At 52.3% G+C, this 15,247-nt stretch carries 19 protein-coding genes and 1 pseudogene; 5 read left to right on the forward strand and 15 right to left on the reverse strand.

What is annotated here, in order from left to right; genetic code table 11:
* The first annotated feature begins 9 nt into the window (after positions 1 to 9).
* Entirely contained in the window at positions 10 to 414 is a 405-nt protein-coding gene (locus QQF33_RS05535; protein WP_285157508.1) for a DUF4279 domain-containing protein, read from the forward strand.
* A gap of 671 nt (positions 415 to 1,085) precedes the next feature.
* Here the strand turns inward: QQF33_RS05535 and QQF33_RS05540 are convergent.
* A complete protein-coding gene (locus QQF33_RS05540; RefSeq protein WP_285157509.1) occupies positions 1,086 to 1,397 on the reverse strand; it encodes a SymE family type I addiction module toxin in 312 nt (103 codons plus the stop codon).
* A 163-nt stretch (positions 1,398 to 1,560) separates the two neighbouring features.
* Here QQF33_RS05540 and QQF33_RS05545 point away from each other — a divergent pair, with 163 nt between their 5' ends.
* A complete protein-coding gene (locus tag QQF33_RS05545) occupies positions 1,561 to 1,947 on the forward strand; it encodes a contact-dependent growth inhibition system immunity protein (protein ID WP_285157510.1) in 387 nt (128 codons plus the stop codon).
* Here the strand turns inward: QQF33_RS05545 and QQF33_RS25745 are convergent.
* Both QQF33_RS25745 and QQF33_RS05550 read right to left on the reverse strand, forming a co-directional pair.
* The gene (locus QQF33_RS25745; protein ID WP_350319007.1) at positions 1,936 to 2,139 is read right to left on the reverse strand and encodes a SymE family type I addiction module toxin; all 204 of its coding nucleotides are present in this window, start codon (positions 2,137 to 2,139) and stop codon (positions 1,936 to 1,938) included. The genes QQF33_RS05545 and QQF33_RS25745 overlap by 12 nt on opposite strands.
* Before the next feature lie 431 nt (positions 2,140 to 2,570).
* Positions 2,571 to 3,026 carry a SymE family type I addiction module toxin gene (locus QQF33_RS05550; RefSeq protein ID WP_285157511.1) on the reverse strand — a complete coding sequence of 152 codons (456 nt, stop codon included), beginning with the start codon at positions 3,024 to 3,026 and terminating at the stop codon, positions 2,571 to 2,573.
* A gap of 471 nt (positions 3,027 to 3,497) precedes the next feature.
* Here QQF33_RS05550 and QQF33_RS05555 point away from each other — a divergent pair, with 471 nt between their 5' ends.
* The 3 genes and pseudogenes from QQF33_RS05555 (at position 3,498) to QQF33_RS25750 (ending at position 5,340) form a co-directional block, all read left to right on the forward strand.
* Positions 3,498 to 4,058: an Imm42 family immunity protein gene (locus QQF33_RS05555; protein ID WP_285157512.1), complete on the forward strand. Its 561-nt coding sequence runs from the start codon at positions 3,498 to 3,500 to the stop codon at positions 4,056 to 4,058.
* Between the two features lie 221 nt (positions 4,059 to 4,279).
* Positions 4,280 to 4,897 carry a hypothetical protein gene (locus tag QQF33_RS05560; RefSeq protein ID WP_285157513.1) on the forward strand — a complete coding sequence of 206 codons (618 nt, stop codon included), beginning with the start codon at positions 4,280 to 4,282 and terminating at the stop codon, positions 4,895 to 4,897.
* A gap of 184 nt (positions 4,898 to 5,081) precedes the next feature.
* A pseudogene (locus QQF33_RS25750) lies at positions 5,082 to 5,340 on the forward strand (hypothetical protein).
* 149 nt (positions 5,341 to 5,489) lie between these two features.
* On the opposite strand, the gene QQF33_RS05565 reads toward QQF33_RS25750, so the two are convergent.
* Genes QQF33_RS05565 through flgB form a run of 12 tightly spaced genes read right to left on the reverse strand, consistent with a single transcriptional unit; the run spans position 5,490 to position 15,226 of the window.
* Positions 5,490 to 6,485 (reverse strand): hypothetical protein, encoded by a 996-nt coding sequence (locus QQF33_RS05565; RefSeq protein ID WP_285157514.1) that lies wholly within the window; start codon positions 6,483 to 6,485, stop codon positions 5,490 to 5,492.
* Positions 6,485 to 7,402: a flagellar hook-associated protein FlgL gene (flgL, locus tag QQF33_RS05570; protein WP_285157515.1), complete on the reverse strand. Its 918-nt coding sequence runs from the start codon at positions 7,400 to 7,402 to the stop codon at positions 6,485 to 6,487. Before flgL ends, QQF33_RS05565 begins: the two co-directional genes overlap by 1 nt.
* 21 nt (positions 7,403 to 7,423) lie before the next feature.
* Positions 7,424 to 8,794, reverse strand: coding sequence for a flagellar hook-associated protein FlgK (flgK, locus tag QQF33_RS05575; RefSeq protein ID WP_285145941.1), 1,371 nt, complete (start codon positions 8,792 to 8,794; stop codon positions 7,424 to 7,426).
* A 3-nt stretch (positions 8,795 to 8,797) separates the two neighbouring features.
* Positions 8,798 to 9,190 carry a rod-binding protein gene (locus QQF33_RS05580; protein ID WP_285157516.1) on the reverse strand — a complete coding sequence of 131 codons (393 nt, stop codon included), beginning with the start codon at positions 9,188 to 9,190 and terminating at the stop codon, positions 8,798 to 8,800.
* A 9-nt stretch (positions 9,191 to 9,199) separates the two neighbouring features.
* On the reverse strand, positions 9,200 to 10,291 hold the full coding sequence (locus QQF33_RS05585; protein WP_285145939.1) for a flagellar basal body P-ring protein FlgI: 1,092 nt from the start codon (positions 10,289 to 10,291) through the stop codon (positions 9,200 to 9,202).
* Positions 10,292 to 10,302: 11 nt separating this feature from the next.
* On the reverse strand, positions 10,303 to 10,968 hold the full coding sequence (gene flgH / locus QQF33_RS05590; RefSeq protein ID WP_282494780.1) for a flagellar basal body L-ring protein FlgH: 666 nt from the start codon (positions 10,966 to 10,968) through the stop codon (positions 10,303 to 10,305).
* 19 nt (positions 10,969 to 10,987) lie between these two features.
* Positions 10,988 to 11,773, reverse strand: coding sequence for a flagellar basal-body rod protein FlgG (gene flgG, locus QQF33_RS05595; protein WP_285157517.1), 786 nt, complete (start codon positions 11,771 to 11,773; stop codon positions 10,988 to 10,990).
* A 30-nt stretch (positions 11,774 to 11,803) separates the two neighbouring features.
* Positions 11,804 to 12,535, reverse strand: coding sequence for a flagellar basal body rod protein FlgF (locus tag QQF33_RS05600; protein WP_282494782.1), 732 nt, complete (start codon positions 12,533 to 12,535; stop codon positions 11,804 to 11,806).
* Positions 12,535 to 13,722, reverse strand: coding sequence for a flagellar hook protein FlgE (gene flgE / locus QQF33_RS05605; RefSeq protein ID WP_285157518.1), 1,188 nt, complete (start codon positions 13,720 to 13,722; stop codon positions 12,535 to 12,537). The genes QQF33_RS05600 and flgE overlap by 1 nt, the downstream gene beginning before the upstream one ends.
* A gap of 12 nt (positions 13,723 to 13,734) precedes the next feature.
* The gene (gene flgD, locus QQF33_RS05610) at positions 13,735 to 14,427 is read right to left on the reverse strand and encodes a flagellar hook assembly protein FlgD (RefSeq protein WP_282494784.1); all 693 of its coding nucleotides are present in this window, start codon (positions 14,425 to 14,427) and stop codon (positions 13,735 to 13,737) included.
* A gap of 3 nt (positions 14,428 to 14,430) precedes the next feature.
* Positions 14,431 to 14,856: a flagellar basal body rod protein FlgC gene (gene flgC / locus QQF33_RS05615; RefSeq protein WP_285145934.1), complete on the reverse strand. Its 426-nt coding sequence runs from the start codon at positions 14,854 to 14,856 to the stop codon at positions 14,431 to 14,433.
* A gap of 19 nt (positions 14,857 to 14,875) precedes the next feature.
* The gene (gene flgB, locus QQF33_RS05620) at positions 14,876 to 15,226 is read right to left on the reverse strand and encodes a flagellar basal body rod protein FlgB (RefSeq protein WP_282494786.1); all 351 of its coding nucleotides are present in this window, start codon (positions 15,224 to 15,226) and stop codon (positions 14,876 to 14,878) included.
* Positions 15,227 to 15,247: the final 21 nt, after the last annotated feature.

Consider the following 15,247-nt stretch of genomic DNA (forward strand, 5'->3'; position numbering starts at 1 on the left):
GGTCTAATTATGAACAAAACAACAGTAATGGCATATTTTTCTATTTATGGTGACTGCTTTGATACTGATTATGTCACTCAGGAAATGTCCCTGCAACCCACTGAAGCAAGGGTGAAAGGGAACATTCCCAATGGAAAAACAAGGCCAAGCATTGAGACTAGTTGGAAATTATCCACGGGAGATGAAGAATCCAATGATGTCAACATACAATTAGATAAAATCATAAAGTTGCTTAATGGTAAGGAGAGTCAATTACAATGCATAAAAAACAAATATGAAGTTAGCTTGACTTTCACATTAGTGATTAAGATAGAAAATGGTGAAAAACCAGGAATGCATTTTAATGCAAAAAAAATAGAGTTTATACATAAAATTGGAGCTGAGATAGATATTGATTTATATATCTATAGTTAAAGTTTATTTAGGTTTATTATTAATAACTCCAACCGCTGTTGTTGGAGTTATTTACCAACCACTTACCCAACGTTATATCTCTAGTAGGCTATCAGGTACCGGATGAGCATGAGGGTGCTGATTACATCTTCATGCTGCGCTCTTTAATAAATTAAGTCACCTTTTATGTTACTTTCCTGTTGCAGGCTTTGAGTTGTTTTTCCGTTTCCATTAAACACTGGATAAAAACACAGCATCTGATAACTTGGACTATCTCAATGCACAAAAATAATGAGCTGTATATTTGCCGGGTATGTGGAGCAAAACAGTCAGACGCATCATGGGGTAATGATGGTGAATCGCCAACAGATGATATATGCGATTGTTGTGCAGTAGAATTTGGTTATAAGGATTCTACTTTGCAAGGTATCAATAAATATCGGAAAACATGGTTAGATAGTGGTGCCTGGTGGGTCCATAAAAAATCCGAGCCTGAAACCTGGCCCTTATAAGAACAACTTTCTAATATACCAGTAAAATATCTTTAGTATTGCTCCCGGCCAGAGTACCGGGAATGTGCTATCTACCATTAGGGAAAATGAGAGAGACTGTAATTACAGTCTCTCTCTATAGACACGAAAAAATGCTGATAAAAAAAACCACCTTTACACGGCGGGATTTTCATACCGAAATCACTTATTCTCAAGCTCTACTTTCGCCACCATATCCTGTAAAAATGACAAAACCTGCTGTTGCTCTTTTTCTGGTAAACCGTTAGCAGTTTTGGTCAGCACATTCATTAATGCGGATTCTTTTGGCAAAGTGGTAATAACCAGGCACCCCGGCATCACCCGCACATCCAGCGACGTACCGGTGGCAAATCCAGCTTCCTCCATCCAGTGCCCATTCAGGCGCAGGCTGGCACTGCGGATATAGCACCGGGTTTTCTCGGTGCCGCTATCGTAGTGGCGAATACTGATATAACTCACCGTCATGCGGCGCATTGTTTTAGAAATACGATTAGCTTTATCTGCCTGCAGAGAGACGCCACAATACGCTCAGAGGATTAAAAAATCATGCAGATACGTTGAAAAACGTTAACAACCCTGAGGCTAGGGCTACTGATGCCATTAATAAAATAGAATCAGCCTTGAAAGGACATGGAATATGATTACCTTCCGTAAATTGATTGGAAACATCAACGTGAGAAAAGAACCAGACCAACAGTCTCCTCTTGAACTCTGGTTTGAACGTATTATTGATGTACCTATTGAAGAGTTGATGGTGGAAGATCTTTGTCGTGCTATCCGGCAGAAATTATGCATTGATCAGTTAATGCCAAGAGTGTTGGAAGTTCTGACTGAAGAACCGCTGGCGGGTGAATATTATGATGGTGAGCTGATAGCTGCTTTATCGACAATAAAAGAGAACGATCTGAAAGATCAGAAAAGTACTTTTATCAAAATAAAGCAGCTTTTAAACCAGCTCGCTTCTTCTGACATCAGCGATGATCTAAAGAAAGATATATTAAAAATCAATCAATTATCCGTATGACTCATCCCGGCCTGAACTAGCCGGGATCGTTTGGTCCGCCGTTACATACAACGCCCGTCTCGGCGCGGCCCCATAGTTCGCAGGGGTCTGGGTGGTGATCACGACGCAGTTCAGCATCACCCTGATCTTAATCGGCATCCCGTCAGTAAACCCTGCCTGTGCCAGCCACAGCGAGTTAGGTAGCAATGTCATGACTGGACGCTGGGAAGTGACATCTCGAACACAATCTAACCGCGCTCAATAAATGTTTGATGAGTTAGGAATCAAAATATAGAGGTGAAAGTTGTCAAAAAATAGCAGCATTAAATTTTTAAAAGTTATAGCCGATCTCGCTATATTTTTAGAGTTCACTGGTGAGGACAGTTAGCTCTTGATCTGGCAGTCGAAATGATGGAACAGATGGCAGCAGAATTGCAGTTGCTAAATGATGATGACAGGGCAAATATCGTCCATACCTACCAATCTATATCTCGTTAGCATTCAGTAGAAAAATGCGACTTCGTTAAAGACCTGCCAGAATCTTTGGGCTTAATTTAATTAATCAACCTCAATCTTTGTAGCTGGGATAAAATAGATTTCTTACAAGAACCCCGCCCTTACCCGGCGGGATTTTCATATCGAAATCACTTATTCTCAAGCGCCACTTTTGCCGTCACACCCCGCAAAAACGCCAATACCTGCTGTTGCTCTTTTTCTGGTAAACCGTTAGCAGTTTTGGTCAGCACTTTCATTAATGCGGATTCTTTTGGCAAAGTGGTAATAACCAGACACCCCGGCATCACCCGCACATCCAGCGGCGTACCGGTGGTAAATCCAGCTTCCTCCATCCAGTGCCCGTTCAGACGCAAACTGGCGCTGCGGGTATAGCGCCGGGTTTTCTCGGTGCGGCGATCGTAGTGGCGGATACTGACATAACTCACCGTCATACGCCGTACGGTTTTAGAAATACGATTAGCTGTATCCGCCTTTGCGAAAATGTCATTTTTGCGTACGACTTCGTGGTTTTCGGAAATATTCGCTAAAGTTCCAGAATCTGTTTTGGCGATAGCGATTTCTGGCTTAGTATTTGTGGTAGCCATATTCAACTCCTATAAGTTGCTTGTGGTTAGCGACGTGGAAGTGTTGCTGCACTTTCACGCCGCGCTCTTTAATAAATAAAGTTATCTTTTATGTTACTTTCCTGTTGCGGGCTTTAAGTTATTTTTCTGTACCCATTATACACCACTGAATAAAAACACAGCATCTGATAAGCAAGCAATGTTAAAATTTGCGACAGCGCTTCAAAAAATAATACAACTTCATGTAAGGCTGTATTTTAATTATCTGTGCTAAGACGTTAAGCCATAATTTTGCTCAGTTATTATCGCAGATGATGACTCAGACAAAGGAAATGTACACACTGATAGCGGTGGTTTCGGCGCTGAGTCACGTGGATGCTCCAACGAAACCGTGCGGTGATCAGATGGCTGTGCAGGGTCAAGCCATACTGGCGGGGATCAGCCAGTAGATCAATTGCCTAATGATACGATGCTCTCGAACGGTCAGATCATATGGAGAATCCGGACTATGCTCAAAGATTATCATTTCCGGAATCGACAACTGCCAGTAATGGATTAGCAAGAAGGATGGGAAATAAAATGATCATTGGTAATCCTTATCAAATTGCAATACAAGTCGAGCAGATAGATGTCTTATGCTCCCCTAGTGGGATTTTTAATTTTATTATTAATGACATACTCATTCCAGGTAAAGGGGTTACTATTAACCTTTATATCGTAATATCTTCTTTAAAAGAGAGTCTGGAGGCAGGGCTTAAAGAAATTCATGACGACATCGGTGATATACCTTTGGATAAATTATTTTTTTCGGAAGGGGCTCCTGAACATTTAATATCATTGGATGTTGCTGAGTTATATGATTATGGATGTAATTTCTGGTTGGGATTTGACGGTAGTGAAGAACGTTTAATATATAGCCTGGATTTCGAAAAAAGTTATAACGAAAATCGCTTCCCCAGAGGAACAATAGAGAAATTAATCAAGACATTGCCTGTGACGGATACATTAATCATGGATAAGTTCAACGATATTATCGTTACAAGGATAAACTAATCTATATATTAGGGTGATATGCCAGTAAGCCAACAGAGCGAAGAACAGAAAAAACTCTGACTGCACTGGAGAAAGTAGCAGTGCTTACTGGTGGCCTGATGTGTGACAGCGCAGGCAGGCCAGAACGAAATCAGAAATAATATTGCTGTGGTAGGCATTTTTTCTATATAGATACTCATCTACACCGAGGCCCACAATTCAATGATCAAACAGGGACCGCTATGATTACTGATAAAGTCATACGCTTTGCCAATAATATTTCAACTGGCAATGAAATAGCTAATTTCAAACGACTATCGATTGGCGGTGAGAATATCTCAGCAGTAAGTTGGGAGCTTCCTGGAGTTCCAAGGCGTAACGCTTGTGAGTATTTATTGAAAATTATGTCTTCCACATTATGTACCCCAAATAGTACGGGTAAATTGTATGTTAGAGTTGAGTTGTCATCAGAGCAACCTGACAATGCTATTGTCAATTATAAAAAAACATGGGGATTGCTGAAGTCATTTGGTGTCCATATTGATGGTATAGAGAACAAATCCAACTTCATCCAAAAAGGTCAGGATGGGTTGATTCTTTCTGCGACTGGTGTGTTAGATTTACAGTCACAGGGGATAATTGAGAGTTTATTAAATTGTGAAGTGAAAACTTATTTTTCACTTTGTGATTCAAAGATTATACATGATGACCAATTACGTAATAATTCTCAAGATGAATGGATGAATTTGATGTGGAGACATCATGGCATTGTATTCATATTACTTGGGCATTTTGATGAAAAAGATTGTGAAATCGTCGCTTTGGGACATCACTCTCAGTTAAAACCTTTGAGATATTAAGTTGAAAATTAAGGGCTGAACTATGTTTTGCATATACCTAGAAAATGCTTCAACGAAAATTGATAATGAACTGGCTTAACCTACTGAAATTATAATCGATGATTTTCAAGAGAAACTGTACATTCCTCTAACGTACTGGAATATTAATGATTATAAAACAAGCTGGCTTAACCCGCTTAAGAATATATTCACTAATAAAAATCATGCGACATTAGCTGTATCTATGTATGAACCGGGCTATACAAAATTTATTTTGCATGGGTCATACATTTCATTATTGCGAAGTATTTATACAAAACAAAGTGTTATTTCTTGATGAACATCCCGGCTTTGCCATTGATACAATTAATGATTTTATACATCTAGTTATTACTAACAATGAAAATAGCATAAAGATATCAGAATGGAGAACCGATTTAGAAAAATTTAGTGGATTTTTATGAAAACCTAAATAAACAGAAGAAATTAAACTAAATATCAGGATTATCATTCGTAAACCAGGGCACATCAGCGTCGGTTCTCGCTGCTAATTTTTAAAAATTAAGAGCAGGCCAGAACCTGCTCAATTCATTATCGAAAGATAACAGTCCTCTCACCCCAACAAATTCTTCACCGTCACCTGATGAACATTCCCCTGCGCCGCCAGCGCTTGCGTCAGCAATCCAAACTGCTTGCCGCTCCCGGCTAGTGCATCCCCCAGCGCGCGCGCCGTTTCGAGCGCTTCGCCCGGCGTGTAAACCGTCGACATATCCTGAATGCGCGTCGCCACGCGATCCTGATGGAAATGTAATTTGCTGCGCTCGCGAGTAATCTGGTCCAGCGTCTGCTGCAACTTCTTCCCGTCGCCACGCTCCCAGCGACTGACTAACAAACCAATCTCATCTTCGCGGCTGGTTTCCGCCTGCGGAGCCAACAGGGTGAACGCATCCGCCGGGAAATGTTGTCCTTCGCCGCGCACGCTGAGATGCTGGCTGACCCGCGACCAGCGGGCTTCGTCGACCTGGAAAGCGACCTTCCCCTCGGGGGCCAGCGTTGCATTGATGCCTAAGCGGCCCAGTCCCACATTGAGATGCGCCAGCACCTGACGCGGTGAGGAGTTTGCAGGCAGCGCCACAGCGGTGAGCTCGCGCTGGCCGCCGCCGAGCTGGAACACCAGCGTCTCACCCTGCGGATGCTCCAGCAGTTTTTCGACGCCCGGCAGGGTGAAGTTCACCTGGCTTTTTTGCTGGAGCGTGATGTTGAAGTTGCGATCGATCGTCCCACCCGACAGCTGTCCGCGCTGATGCAGCAGCGTGTTCAGGCCCGACGGGGCTGAACCTTTCTGATGACGCAGCACCAGCAGCTGGGTCTCGGCTTCTGACAGATAATTGTCCGCCTGCTGAACCGCCGTCAGCTGCTGATTGAGCTGGACGTTATAGCGCATCGGACGGCGCGAAAGCAGCGCCGCCTCGGGGAATGGCGCCGTCGCGCGCGGGGTATTCGCCACGCGCTCGGTGCGGGCAATTTGCGCCGGGGCCCCCGGCGACGTCCGGACGGCGGACGCGGTGCTGGAGGCGGTGGTGGTTTTTAATCCTACCTGCATAACCATTACAACATGCTGAAGAGCGAGAGCTGACTGATCATGCTGTACGCTTTGTTAGTGACCTGTACCGAGTTAGTGTACAGCTGAAGGTTGATGCTGGTCGTCGCCCAGTCGGTATCAGACAGGTCGCGCACCACCTGATCGTTGGCGGTGCTGACGTCCGTATGGGCATCGCCGAGCATGGTCAGTCGGTTCTGTCGTCCACCCAGATCGGTCAGCTGCGCCGCCACTTTGTCGCGGGTATCAGACGAAAGGGATAGCATCTCGTTCATGTCATCCTGATAGTCGCTGACCGGAATGCTCGGGTCCTGCATTTTCTCACTCAGGGCTTTCAGCTTGTTCAGCATCTCCAGATCGCTGCCATTACCAAACGCCTGCACGACGTTGGTGTTTTCGGTGACGTTCACGCCGTTGGCGACCGTGGTTTCCCGGGTACCATCGTTGCCCTGGTAAATGTATTTCCCCTGCGCCTCATCCCAGACCACCGGTTTGGCGTCCGTTTTGGTGCCGGAGAAGAGATAGCTACCGTTTTCGTTCTGGGCGTTGATCGACGCCACCAGCGAATCGAGCATCGACGACAGCTCGTTGCCAAAACCCACCATATCTTCGCTGCTGTGCGTGTCGCCGTTGGCCGCCGCCAGCAGTTTGTCATTGAGCGACAGGAGCTGGTTGCTCATCGCGGTAACGTGCGCTTCCTGGCTCGACAGCGATCCGCTCAGGCGCGAGATGTTGCTCTGATACTGCTGAATGGCCGACTGCTCGCGGTTGAGCTGCACCAGACGGGTCGCGGCCACCGGGTCGTCCGACGGGACGTTGATTCGCTTCTGGGTCGCCATCTGCTCCATCAGCTTGCTCATACGGGTGCCGTTGACGCCAAGCTGCGCCATCATGGCGTCGGAATTATAAAGACTACTGATTCGCATAATTTTGTTCCTTCACAACCCTTAGAACAGGCCTAACAGGTCGGTAAAAATCTGGTTGCCGGTGGCAATCACTTTGACGTTAGACTGATACGCCTGCATATAAACCTGCAGGTTAATCGCCTCTTCGTCCTGATTGACCGCGCTGAGGTTGTTGCGCTGCAGCTGCGCCTGGTCAAACACCGCCTGCGCTGCCTCCAGCTCGCTCTTCGACTGTTTGCTGGCGATACCGATGTTGGAGATGATCGCCGCCGCCCCTTCGTTCAGACTCATGTTGCCCATCCCGCCGATATCGACCTTTTTGTTTTTCAGATCGATCAGCGCCTGCAGGTTGTCGCCGTTACCCTGCTCGTCCTTACTTCCGGAGAGCGCCAGTTCGTCAGGTTTGAGATCGTTGACCTGCAACATGCCCGCCGGATTGGTCAGATCGAAGGTAAACAGCGGTTTGCCCGGATTGCCGTTCTTGTCGAAGCCCTGCGCCAGCTGATCGTTAAACAGCGTGGCGACGGTCTCCGCCATCCCCTGCACGGAGGCCTGCATATCCGCCAGATCGCCGGTTTCGTAGTCGTACAGCGCGCCGAGCTGGCCGCCGGTCGACGGGTTGAGCGAGAAATCGCTGCCGGAAAACTTCAGGTTTAAGACGGAGTTACCCTTGGCGTCGGTGGTAGCGCTGAGCTGCCCGGCCACTTTGCCGCTCACCAGCGGCTGACCGTTTTTCATCGACACGGAGTAGCTGCCGTTGCTGTCTTCCGTGACTTTCACGTCGCTGTAGGTGCTGAGCTGTTTCACCAGCTCGTCACGCTGATCGCGCAGGACGTTGCTGTTCCCGCCCGTCGAGTCCATCTCCATGATTTTCTTGTTGTAGTCGGCGATCCCGGCGGTCAGGGTGTTCATCTGATCGACCATGGTGTTGCGCTGATTACTGACCGAGGTTTTCTGGCTGTCGATGAAGTCGTTCATGTTGTTGAAACGGGTCGCGAGAGATTGCGCCTGGTTCAGCAGCTGCTGGCGGTTGGCTTCGCTTTCCGGCCCGGCGGTTAACGCGCTCAAGGCCGAGAAGAAATCATCCAGACCGTTACCCAGACTGGTGGAGTCGGTGCCAATCACCTTCTCCAGCGAGCTGAGATACTGGTTGTTGATCCCGTAGTAGTTGGCTTTGCTGTTGCTCTGCCACACCTGGCCCGTCAGGTATTGATCGGAGATACGGCGGATGCTGTCCACCTGCACGCCCGCTCCGGCGGACATGCCGCCCGGCCCCAGGGTAGTGACGGAGCTCTGGATAATGCCCTGACGGCTGTAGCCCGGCGTCAGCACGTTGGAGATGTTCATGGAGGTCACGCTCATCCCAAACTGCGCTGCCTGCAGGCCGCTAAAGGCAATGTTGATCATGTTCATGGATTACTCCTGCCCGCGGCGTATTACCGGAACGACGGGGGGCGTTAATATCTTCGGATGTTCCTGTAAAGCGACCATTCCCTGCGAATTCTTAAGCGGCGCACTCTCCTGCGGGCCGAGCTGGGTGATGATCATCTGGGCAATGCCGGTGCTGCGCTGGGACGCCAGTTGGGATGCCAGCTTGTCGTCGTAAAAATCGCGCATCATTCGCTGCTGTTTGCTGTCGAACGGATTGTTGTCCACCAGCGCTTCGGAGGCTTTACGCATTTGCTGGAGCATTGAGCGCAGAAAAATGCCTTCGAACTGCTCCGCAGCCTGCTCGAGATTCTGCGGTTTGACCTGGCCGGTAAAATCGCCGGGCAGGACGCTGGTCTGGGGTTTGATCGCCTGTAGCATGGTCTCTCCTTAAATCACAACCAGTTCGGCATCGAGCGCGCCCGCTTCGTGCAGGGCCTGCAGGATCGCCATGGTGTCGTCCGGCGACGCGCCGAGGCTGTTGATGGTATTCACAATGCTGCGCAGGCTGGTGCCCGCCGCGATGGTCACCATCTGGCCGCTGCCGCGATTCACATCGACGTCGCTTTGCGGCGTGACCACCGTCTGACCCTGGCTGAACGCGCCCGGCTGGCTGACGTTCGAGGACTCACGAATGGTCACGGTCAGGTTGCCGTGAGACACCGCCGCAGCGCGCACCACCACGCCATCGCCGATCACCACGGTGCCGGTGCGGGCGTTGAACACCACGCGCGGCGGCTGTTTGCCCGCATTAATTTGCACGTCTTCCAGCATCGACATAAAGGCCACGCGCTCGCCCGCCGACAGCGGCGCGTTGACCGTCACGTTGGTGGCGCTCTGTGCCGTCGCCGTGCCGGAGCCAAACGCACTGTTCAGCGCCACGGCCACGCTGTTGGCGGTTTTAAAGCTTGGGCGTTTGAGGTTGAGGATCACCTGGTTGTTCTGCTGAAAATCAGATGGCACTTCGCGCTCGACGGATCCGCCGTTCGGCACGCGGCCCACGGTTGGGGTGTTGATGGTCACGCTCGATCCGCTGTTGCCTTCGGCTTTGACACCACCGACCACCACGTTGCCCTGCGCCAGGGCGTAGACTTCACCGTCGGCCCCGCGCAGCTGTGTCAGGAGCAAGGTGCCGCCGCGCAGGCTTTTGGCGTCGCCAATGGACGAAACGGTGATGTCGATACTCTGCCCGCGCGCATAGCCCGGCGGGAGCGTGGCGCTGATCGCCACGGCGGCGACGTTTTTCACTTTCGGATCGATTTTGGTCGGCAGCTGGACGCCAAACTGGCGCAGCATGTTGGTCACCGACTGGCTGGTGAATTTCACCTGGTTTTTATCGCCGGTGCCGTCGAGGCCGACCACCAGGCTGTAACCCACCAGCTGGTTGCCGCGCACGCCCTGAATATCGACCACATTCCCCAGGCGCTCTGCGCTGGCCGCCGTCGTCCAGAGCAGCATCAGAAATAGCATTGCTTTACGCATCGCAGACTCCATTAAATTGGGAACAGCGGATGGTTGAAGAAGCGCGTCAGCCAGCCTGCGGAGTTGGAGTCGCTGAGCGCCCCGCGTCCGGCGTAGGAGATGCGCGCGTTGGCGATCCGCTGGGAGGAGACCGAGTTATCGCGCTCCACGTCTTCCGCACGCACCAGTCCGGTGACGCGCATGTATTCATCGCCCTGATTGAGGGTCAGCCATTTTTCACCGCGCACCGCGAGCACGCCGTTGGGCAGCACTTTGTAGACCGCCACGGTGATGGCCCCGCGCAGGCTGTTTTGCTGCTGGGAGGTGGCGTTGCCGTTGAAATTGCGGCTGCCGTCAATGGAGCCAGACAGCTTATCCACGGAGTGACCAAAGGCTTCCGGCACGCCAATCGAGACGTCGTTTTTCTTGCCGAAGTTGGTCCGCGCCTGTTTGCTGGCCTGGGTGGATTCGTCCAGTTTCACCGTCAGGATGTCGCCCACGCGATAGGCGCGGCGGTCCTGCGTCAGGGACCAGTTGTAGTTGCCGTTATACAGCCCGCCGCCCTGCACTTTGGTGGTCGGCATGGAGAAATCTTCTGGCGGCGCGTAGGCCGCGTCATCTTTTTGCACTAACAGCGCCGGGCTTTCACACCCGGCCAGCAGCAGCGCAACAAATCCAATAACTAACTGCTTTTTCATTTCTTTTTCACTTCACGCGTTACATCGACTGCGTGACAAATTTGAGCATGTCATCCGCCGCCGAGACCATTTTGGCGTTCATCTCGTAGGCGCGCTGAACGGTGATCATATCCACCATCTCTTCCACGACCTGAACGTTGGAGCCTTCCAGCGAGCCCTGTTCGAGCAGCCCGAACGCCTCTTCGCCCGCCACGCCTTCCACCGCTTCGCCGCTGGCGGCGGTTTCGCGATACAGGTTGCCGCCGAGGGCTTCCAGTCCGGCCGGATTGACGAAGTTCACCAGGGTGATCTGTCCCAGTTCCACCGGGTCAGCTTCGCCCGCGACCGTCGCGGTGACGGTGCCGTCTTTGCCGATCTGCAGATCTTTGACGTTGTCCGGCAGTTCAATCTGCGGCACCAGCGGCAGGCCCTGGGCGTTGGTCAGCAGGCCGTCCGGGTTTTTCTGGAAATTACCGGCGCGGGTGTAGGCGATATCGCCGTCGCTGGTTTCGACCTGGAAAAAGCCCTGCCCGGTAATCGCGACGTCCAGCGTCTGTCCGGTGTTCTGGATGTTGCCGGTGGTGAACTCTTTCTGGGTGCCGACGATCTTGACGCCGGTACCGAACTGAATGCCCGTCGGCGAGGTGTTGTTCTGGTCAAGCTGACCGCCCGGCGTGCGCTGATTCTGATAGAACAGATCGGCGAACATCACGCGATCGCGCTTAAACCCGGTGGTGTTGACGTTCGCCAGGTTGTTGGAGATGGCGCTCATCTTCGCGTCTTGCGCGGCAAGACCGGTTTTACTGATCCATAAAGCGGGATTCATGGGTTTTCCTTTTCGCTAAGCGGGAAAAAATCAGGCGTTACGCAGCAGGCGATTGCCCGCTGTCGCCAGATCTTCTGCCGCCTTCATCATTTTGATTTGCGCTTCGAACTGACGGTTGAGCGCGATGCTGGAGACCATTTCGTTAATCGCCGAGACGTTCGAGGTTTCCAGGTGGCCGGAAACCACTTCCACCTCTTCGGTACGCGGATTGACGTTGGCGTTGGTCACCAGGAAACCGGCGCTGTTTTTGCTCAGATCGCTGGCCGCGATATCCACCAGCTTGATGCGGTCGACGTCCATCGGCGCGGCAATATCACCGTCGTCCGCCACGATGGTGATCACCCCGTCGTCGGCGATGCTGACGGACGAGAACGGCGGGAGCACGATCGGGCCGTTGTCGCCGGAGACCGGCAGGCCGTCGATGGTCAGATCGCCCTCTGGGCCGACTTCCATCTGGCCGTTGCGGGTGTAGACCTCGCGATTGCCGCTGACCAGCGCAATCAGGCCGCTGCCTTTGACGGCGACGTCAAGATCGCGCCCGGTTTCACGCGTCGCACCCGGCGTCAGATCGACGCCGCCCTGCTGCTGTTGCACCAGAAAACGGGAGGCATAACCCTCCCCCTGAATCTGCTGCGACATCGCGCTGTCCAGATCGTGACGAAAACCCTGGGTGTTGACGTTTGCCAGGTTATTCGCGTGGATCTGCTGCTGCGCGAGGCTGCGGGAGGCCCCGCTTACGGCGGTATAAATTAAGTGGTCCATTACAGGGCCTGGAACAGCGAATTCATCATGCTGTCGTTGGTGCTGATCACTTTGGTGTTGGCCTGGTAGTTACGCTGGGCGGTCATCAGCCCGACCAGTTCGGCGGTGAGATCGACGTTAGAGCCTTCCAGAGTGTTGGAGCTGATCGCCCCCAGCAGGCCGGTGCCCGGTGCGCCCGTCAGCGGCGTGCCGGAGCTGGCGGTTTGCGACCAGGTGGTGCCATCCTGGGACGAGAGGCCGTTCGGGTTGGAGAAGCTCGCCAGCACCAGCTGGCCCTGCAGCAGGCGCTCGCCGTTGGAGAAGGTGGCGTAGACGCTGCCGTCTTTGTCGATCATCTGCCCGGTACGTTCGCCCGAGGCGTAGCCGTTGCCGCTGTTTTTGCTGACCGAGAAATCGGAGCCGAACTGGGTGGTGCCGCTGTAGCTCAGGGTCAGTTCGATGCCTTCCGCGCCCGGAATATCCGCATTAACGGTCACCGGCCCGGTCGGCGCCTGCAACACGCCCTGCTCGGTGAAGGTCATTTTCTCGGTGGTGCCGAGATCCTGATCGTCCATGTAGTAGTGCACTTCCCACTCGTTGTCCGAGGTTTTGACGAAGTACTGCTTCATGGTGTGTTCGCGGCCCAGGGAGTCGAACACCTGCGTGGCGTAGGTGTGGTTGTAGGATTTTTCGTCCTTCGGATCGAAGGTGGCGTTTTCCGGCAGCTTTTCGTTGGCGTTCAGGTTGGCGGTAAAGTCGAGAGTGCTGGTCGCTTTCGCCGGAATCGAGCCGCTGCTGATGGTCAGATTGCCGATGGTGCCGGTCTGTACCACGCCGTTGGCATCCACCGGATAACCCTGCAGGTACATGCCCAGGTTGTTGATCAGGTTGCCGTTGTTGTCGGTCTGCATATAGCCCGCGCGGGTGTAGGCGGTGGTGCCGGTGCTGTCGCGCATCATAAAGAAGCCGTCGCCGTTGATCGCCAGATCCAGGCTGTTGGCAGAGGCAAAAATGGTTCCGCTTTTGGAGATACTCTGCGCCACGCCGGTGACGCCCACGCCCAGCGGCTGGCCTTCGGCATATAAAGAAGCAAACTCAGCGCGGCCGGATTTAAAGCCCACGGTGCCGGAGTTGGCGATGTTGTTGGAGATCGCCCCAAGTTGTTGGTTGATGGCATTCAGGCCAGAAACTGCAATATCAAAGCTCATAGTAATTCCTGATTAACTCGTTAATCCCTTAGGGGTTTTATCGCTGGATTGACCAAACTGGGTGATGTTGTTGTAGGCCACTTCGCCGATGCCGGTGATGTTGAGCACGGTCGCGGTGCCGTCGAGCGGGATGCGCACGTTGCTCACCACGCCGCCGACTTCGATCGGCACTTTGGCCGGTTCGTTGTCGGTCATCACCGTCATGGTGTACTTGCCCTCTTTCAGCCCCAGTTCCTGCGGGTCGATAGTGAAGTCCACGGAACCGGCTTCCTGTTTGCCCAGCTCGATTTTGGTCTCGGTGCCGCTTTCGTCTTTGACGATCACCGTGACGGTGTTGGCGGCATGATCCAGCGTCAGACGGCCTTCAATGTTGGTGCTGCCGTCGGTGTTGATGGTGTCGGTCTGAACCATCACCTTCTGGCCCACCAGGTTGCCCGTCGACAGGGTTTGCAGGTTGTCCATCAGCACCGCGTTGTTAGCCATTAATTTCGACATGGTCTCCATCGACTGCACCTGGGTCAGCTGCGCGAGCTGGCCGACGTATTCGGTGCCGTCGGTCGGATTCAACGGATCCTGGTTCTGGATTTGTGCCACCAGCAGCTGCATAAACAGGTTGTTCATCCCCGCCGCGCTGTTGTCATTGGCGGATACACCGCTGTCGTAAGTGGTGGTGCCGGATTGAGTGGAAACGCCATTCACGCTCATCTATTACGCCTCGCCCAGACGCAGCAGGCTCTGCTGCATGCTTTTTACATTGTTAAGAACATCGACGTTGGTTTCGAAGTTGCGCGACGCGGACATCATGTCCGCCATCTCTTCCACCACGTTGATGTCGGGATACCAGACGTAACCGTCCGGGTTCGCCATCGGGTGATGCGGTTCATATCGCTGCACCGCATTGCCGGATTCCACGACGTCCATCACCTGCACGCGGGCGCCGGACAAGCCGTTGTTGTTCAGCAGCTCGTCGTTCTGGTACACCGCCGCGAAGACCGGACGACGCGCTTTGTAGACGCCCGCCTCTGCCGTCGCCGCGGTATCGGCGTTGGCGAGGTTACTGGCGACGGTGTTCAGGCGGACGGTTTGTGCCGTCATGGCCGAGCCTGAGACTCGGTAGATATCGGTAAAAGCCATTAATCGTTACCTGATTCAATTACTTGCCTTCAATGGCCTTCTTCAGGCCAGTGAATTTCATGTTTAAAAACGCCAGGCTCATCTGGTAGTCCTGAACGTTTTTGGCAAACTCTGTTTGTTCCACATCCAGCGCGACGGTGTTGCCGTCCGAGGAGGGCTGATAGGGCACGCGATACATCTTCTGCGCCGCCGAGCCTGGAAAGAAATCCCGCTGCGAACGTTGCATCTCCGCGGCAAAATCAATATCTTTAGCCTGGAAATTGGGTGTATCGACGTTAGCCAGGTTTGCTGAAAGCAGTTCCGCCCTGGAAAGTCGAAGTGCTACAGCTTGCGGATGAACGCCCAATGCCTTATCAAAACTAATACTCACAACTCACTCCTTCGTGATGGT

It is taken from the genome of Lelliottia wanjuensis, assembly GCF_030238365.1.
Taxonomy (GTDB): Bacteria; Pseudomonadota; Gammaproteobacteria; order Enterobacterales; family Enterobacteriaceae; genus Enterobacter; species Enterobacter wanjuensis.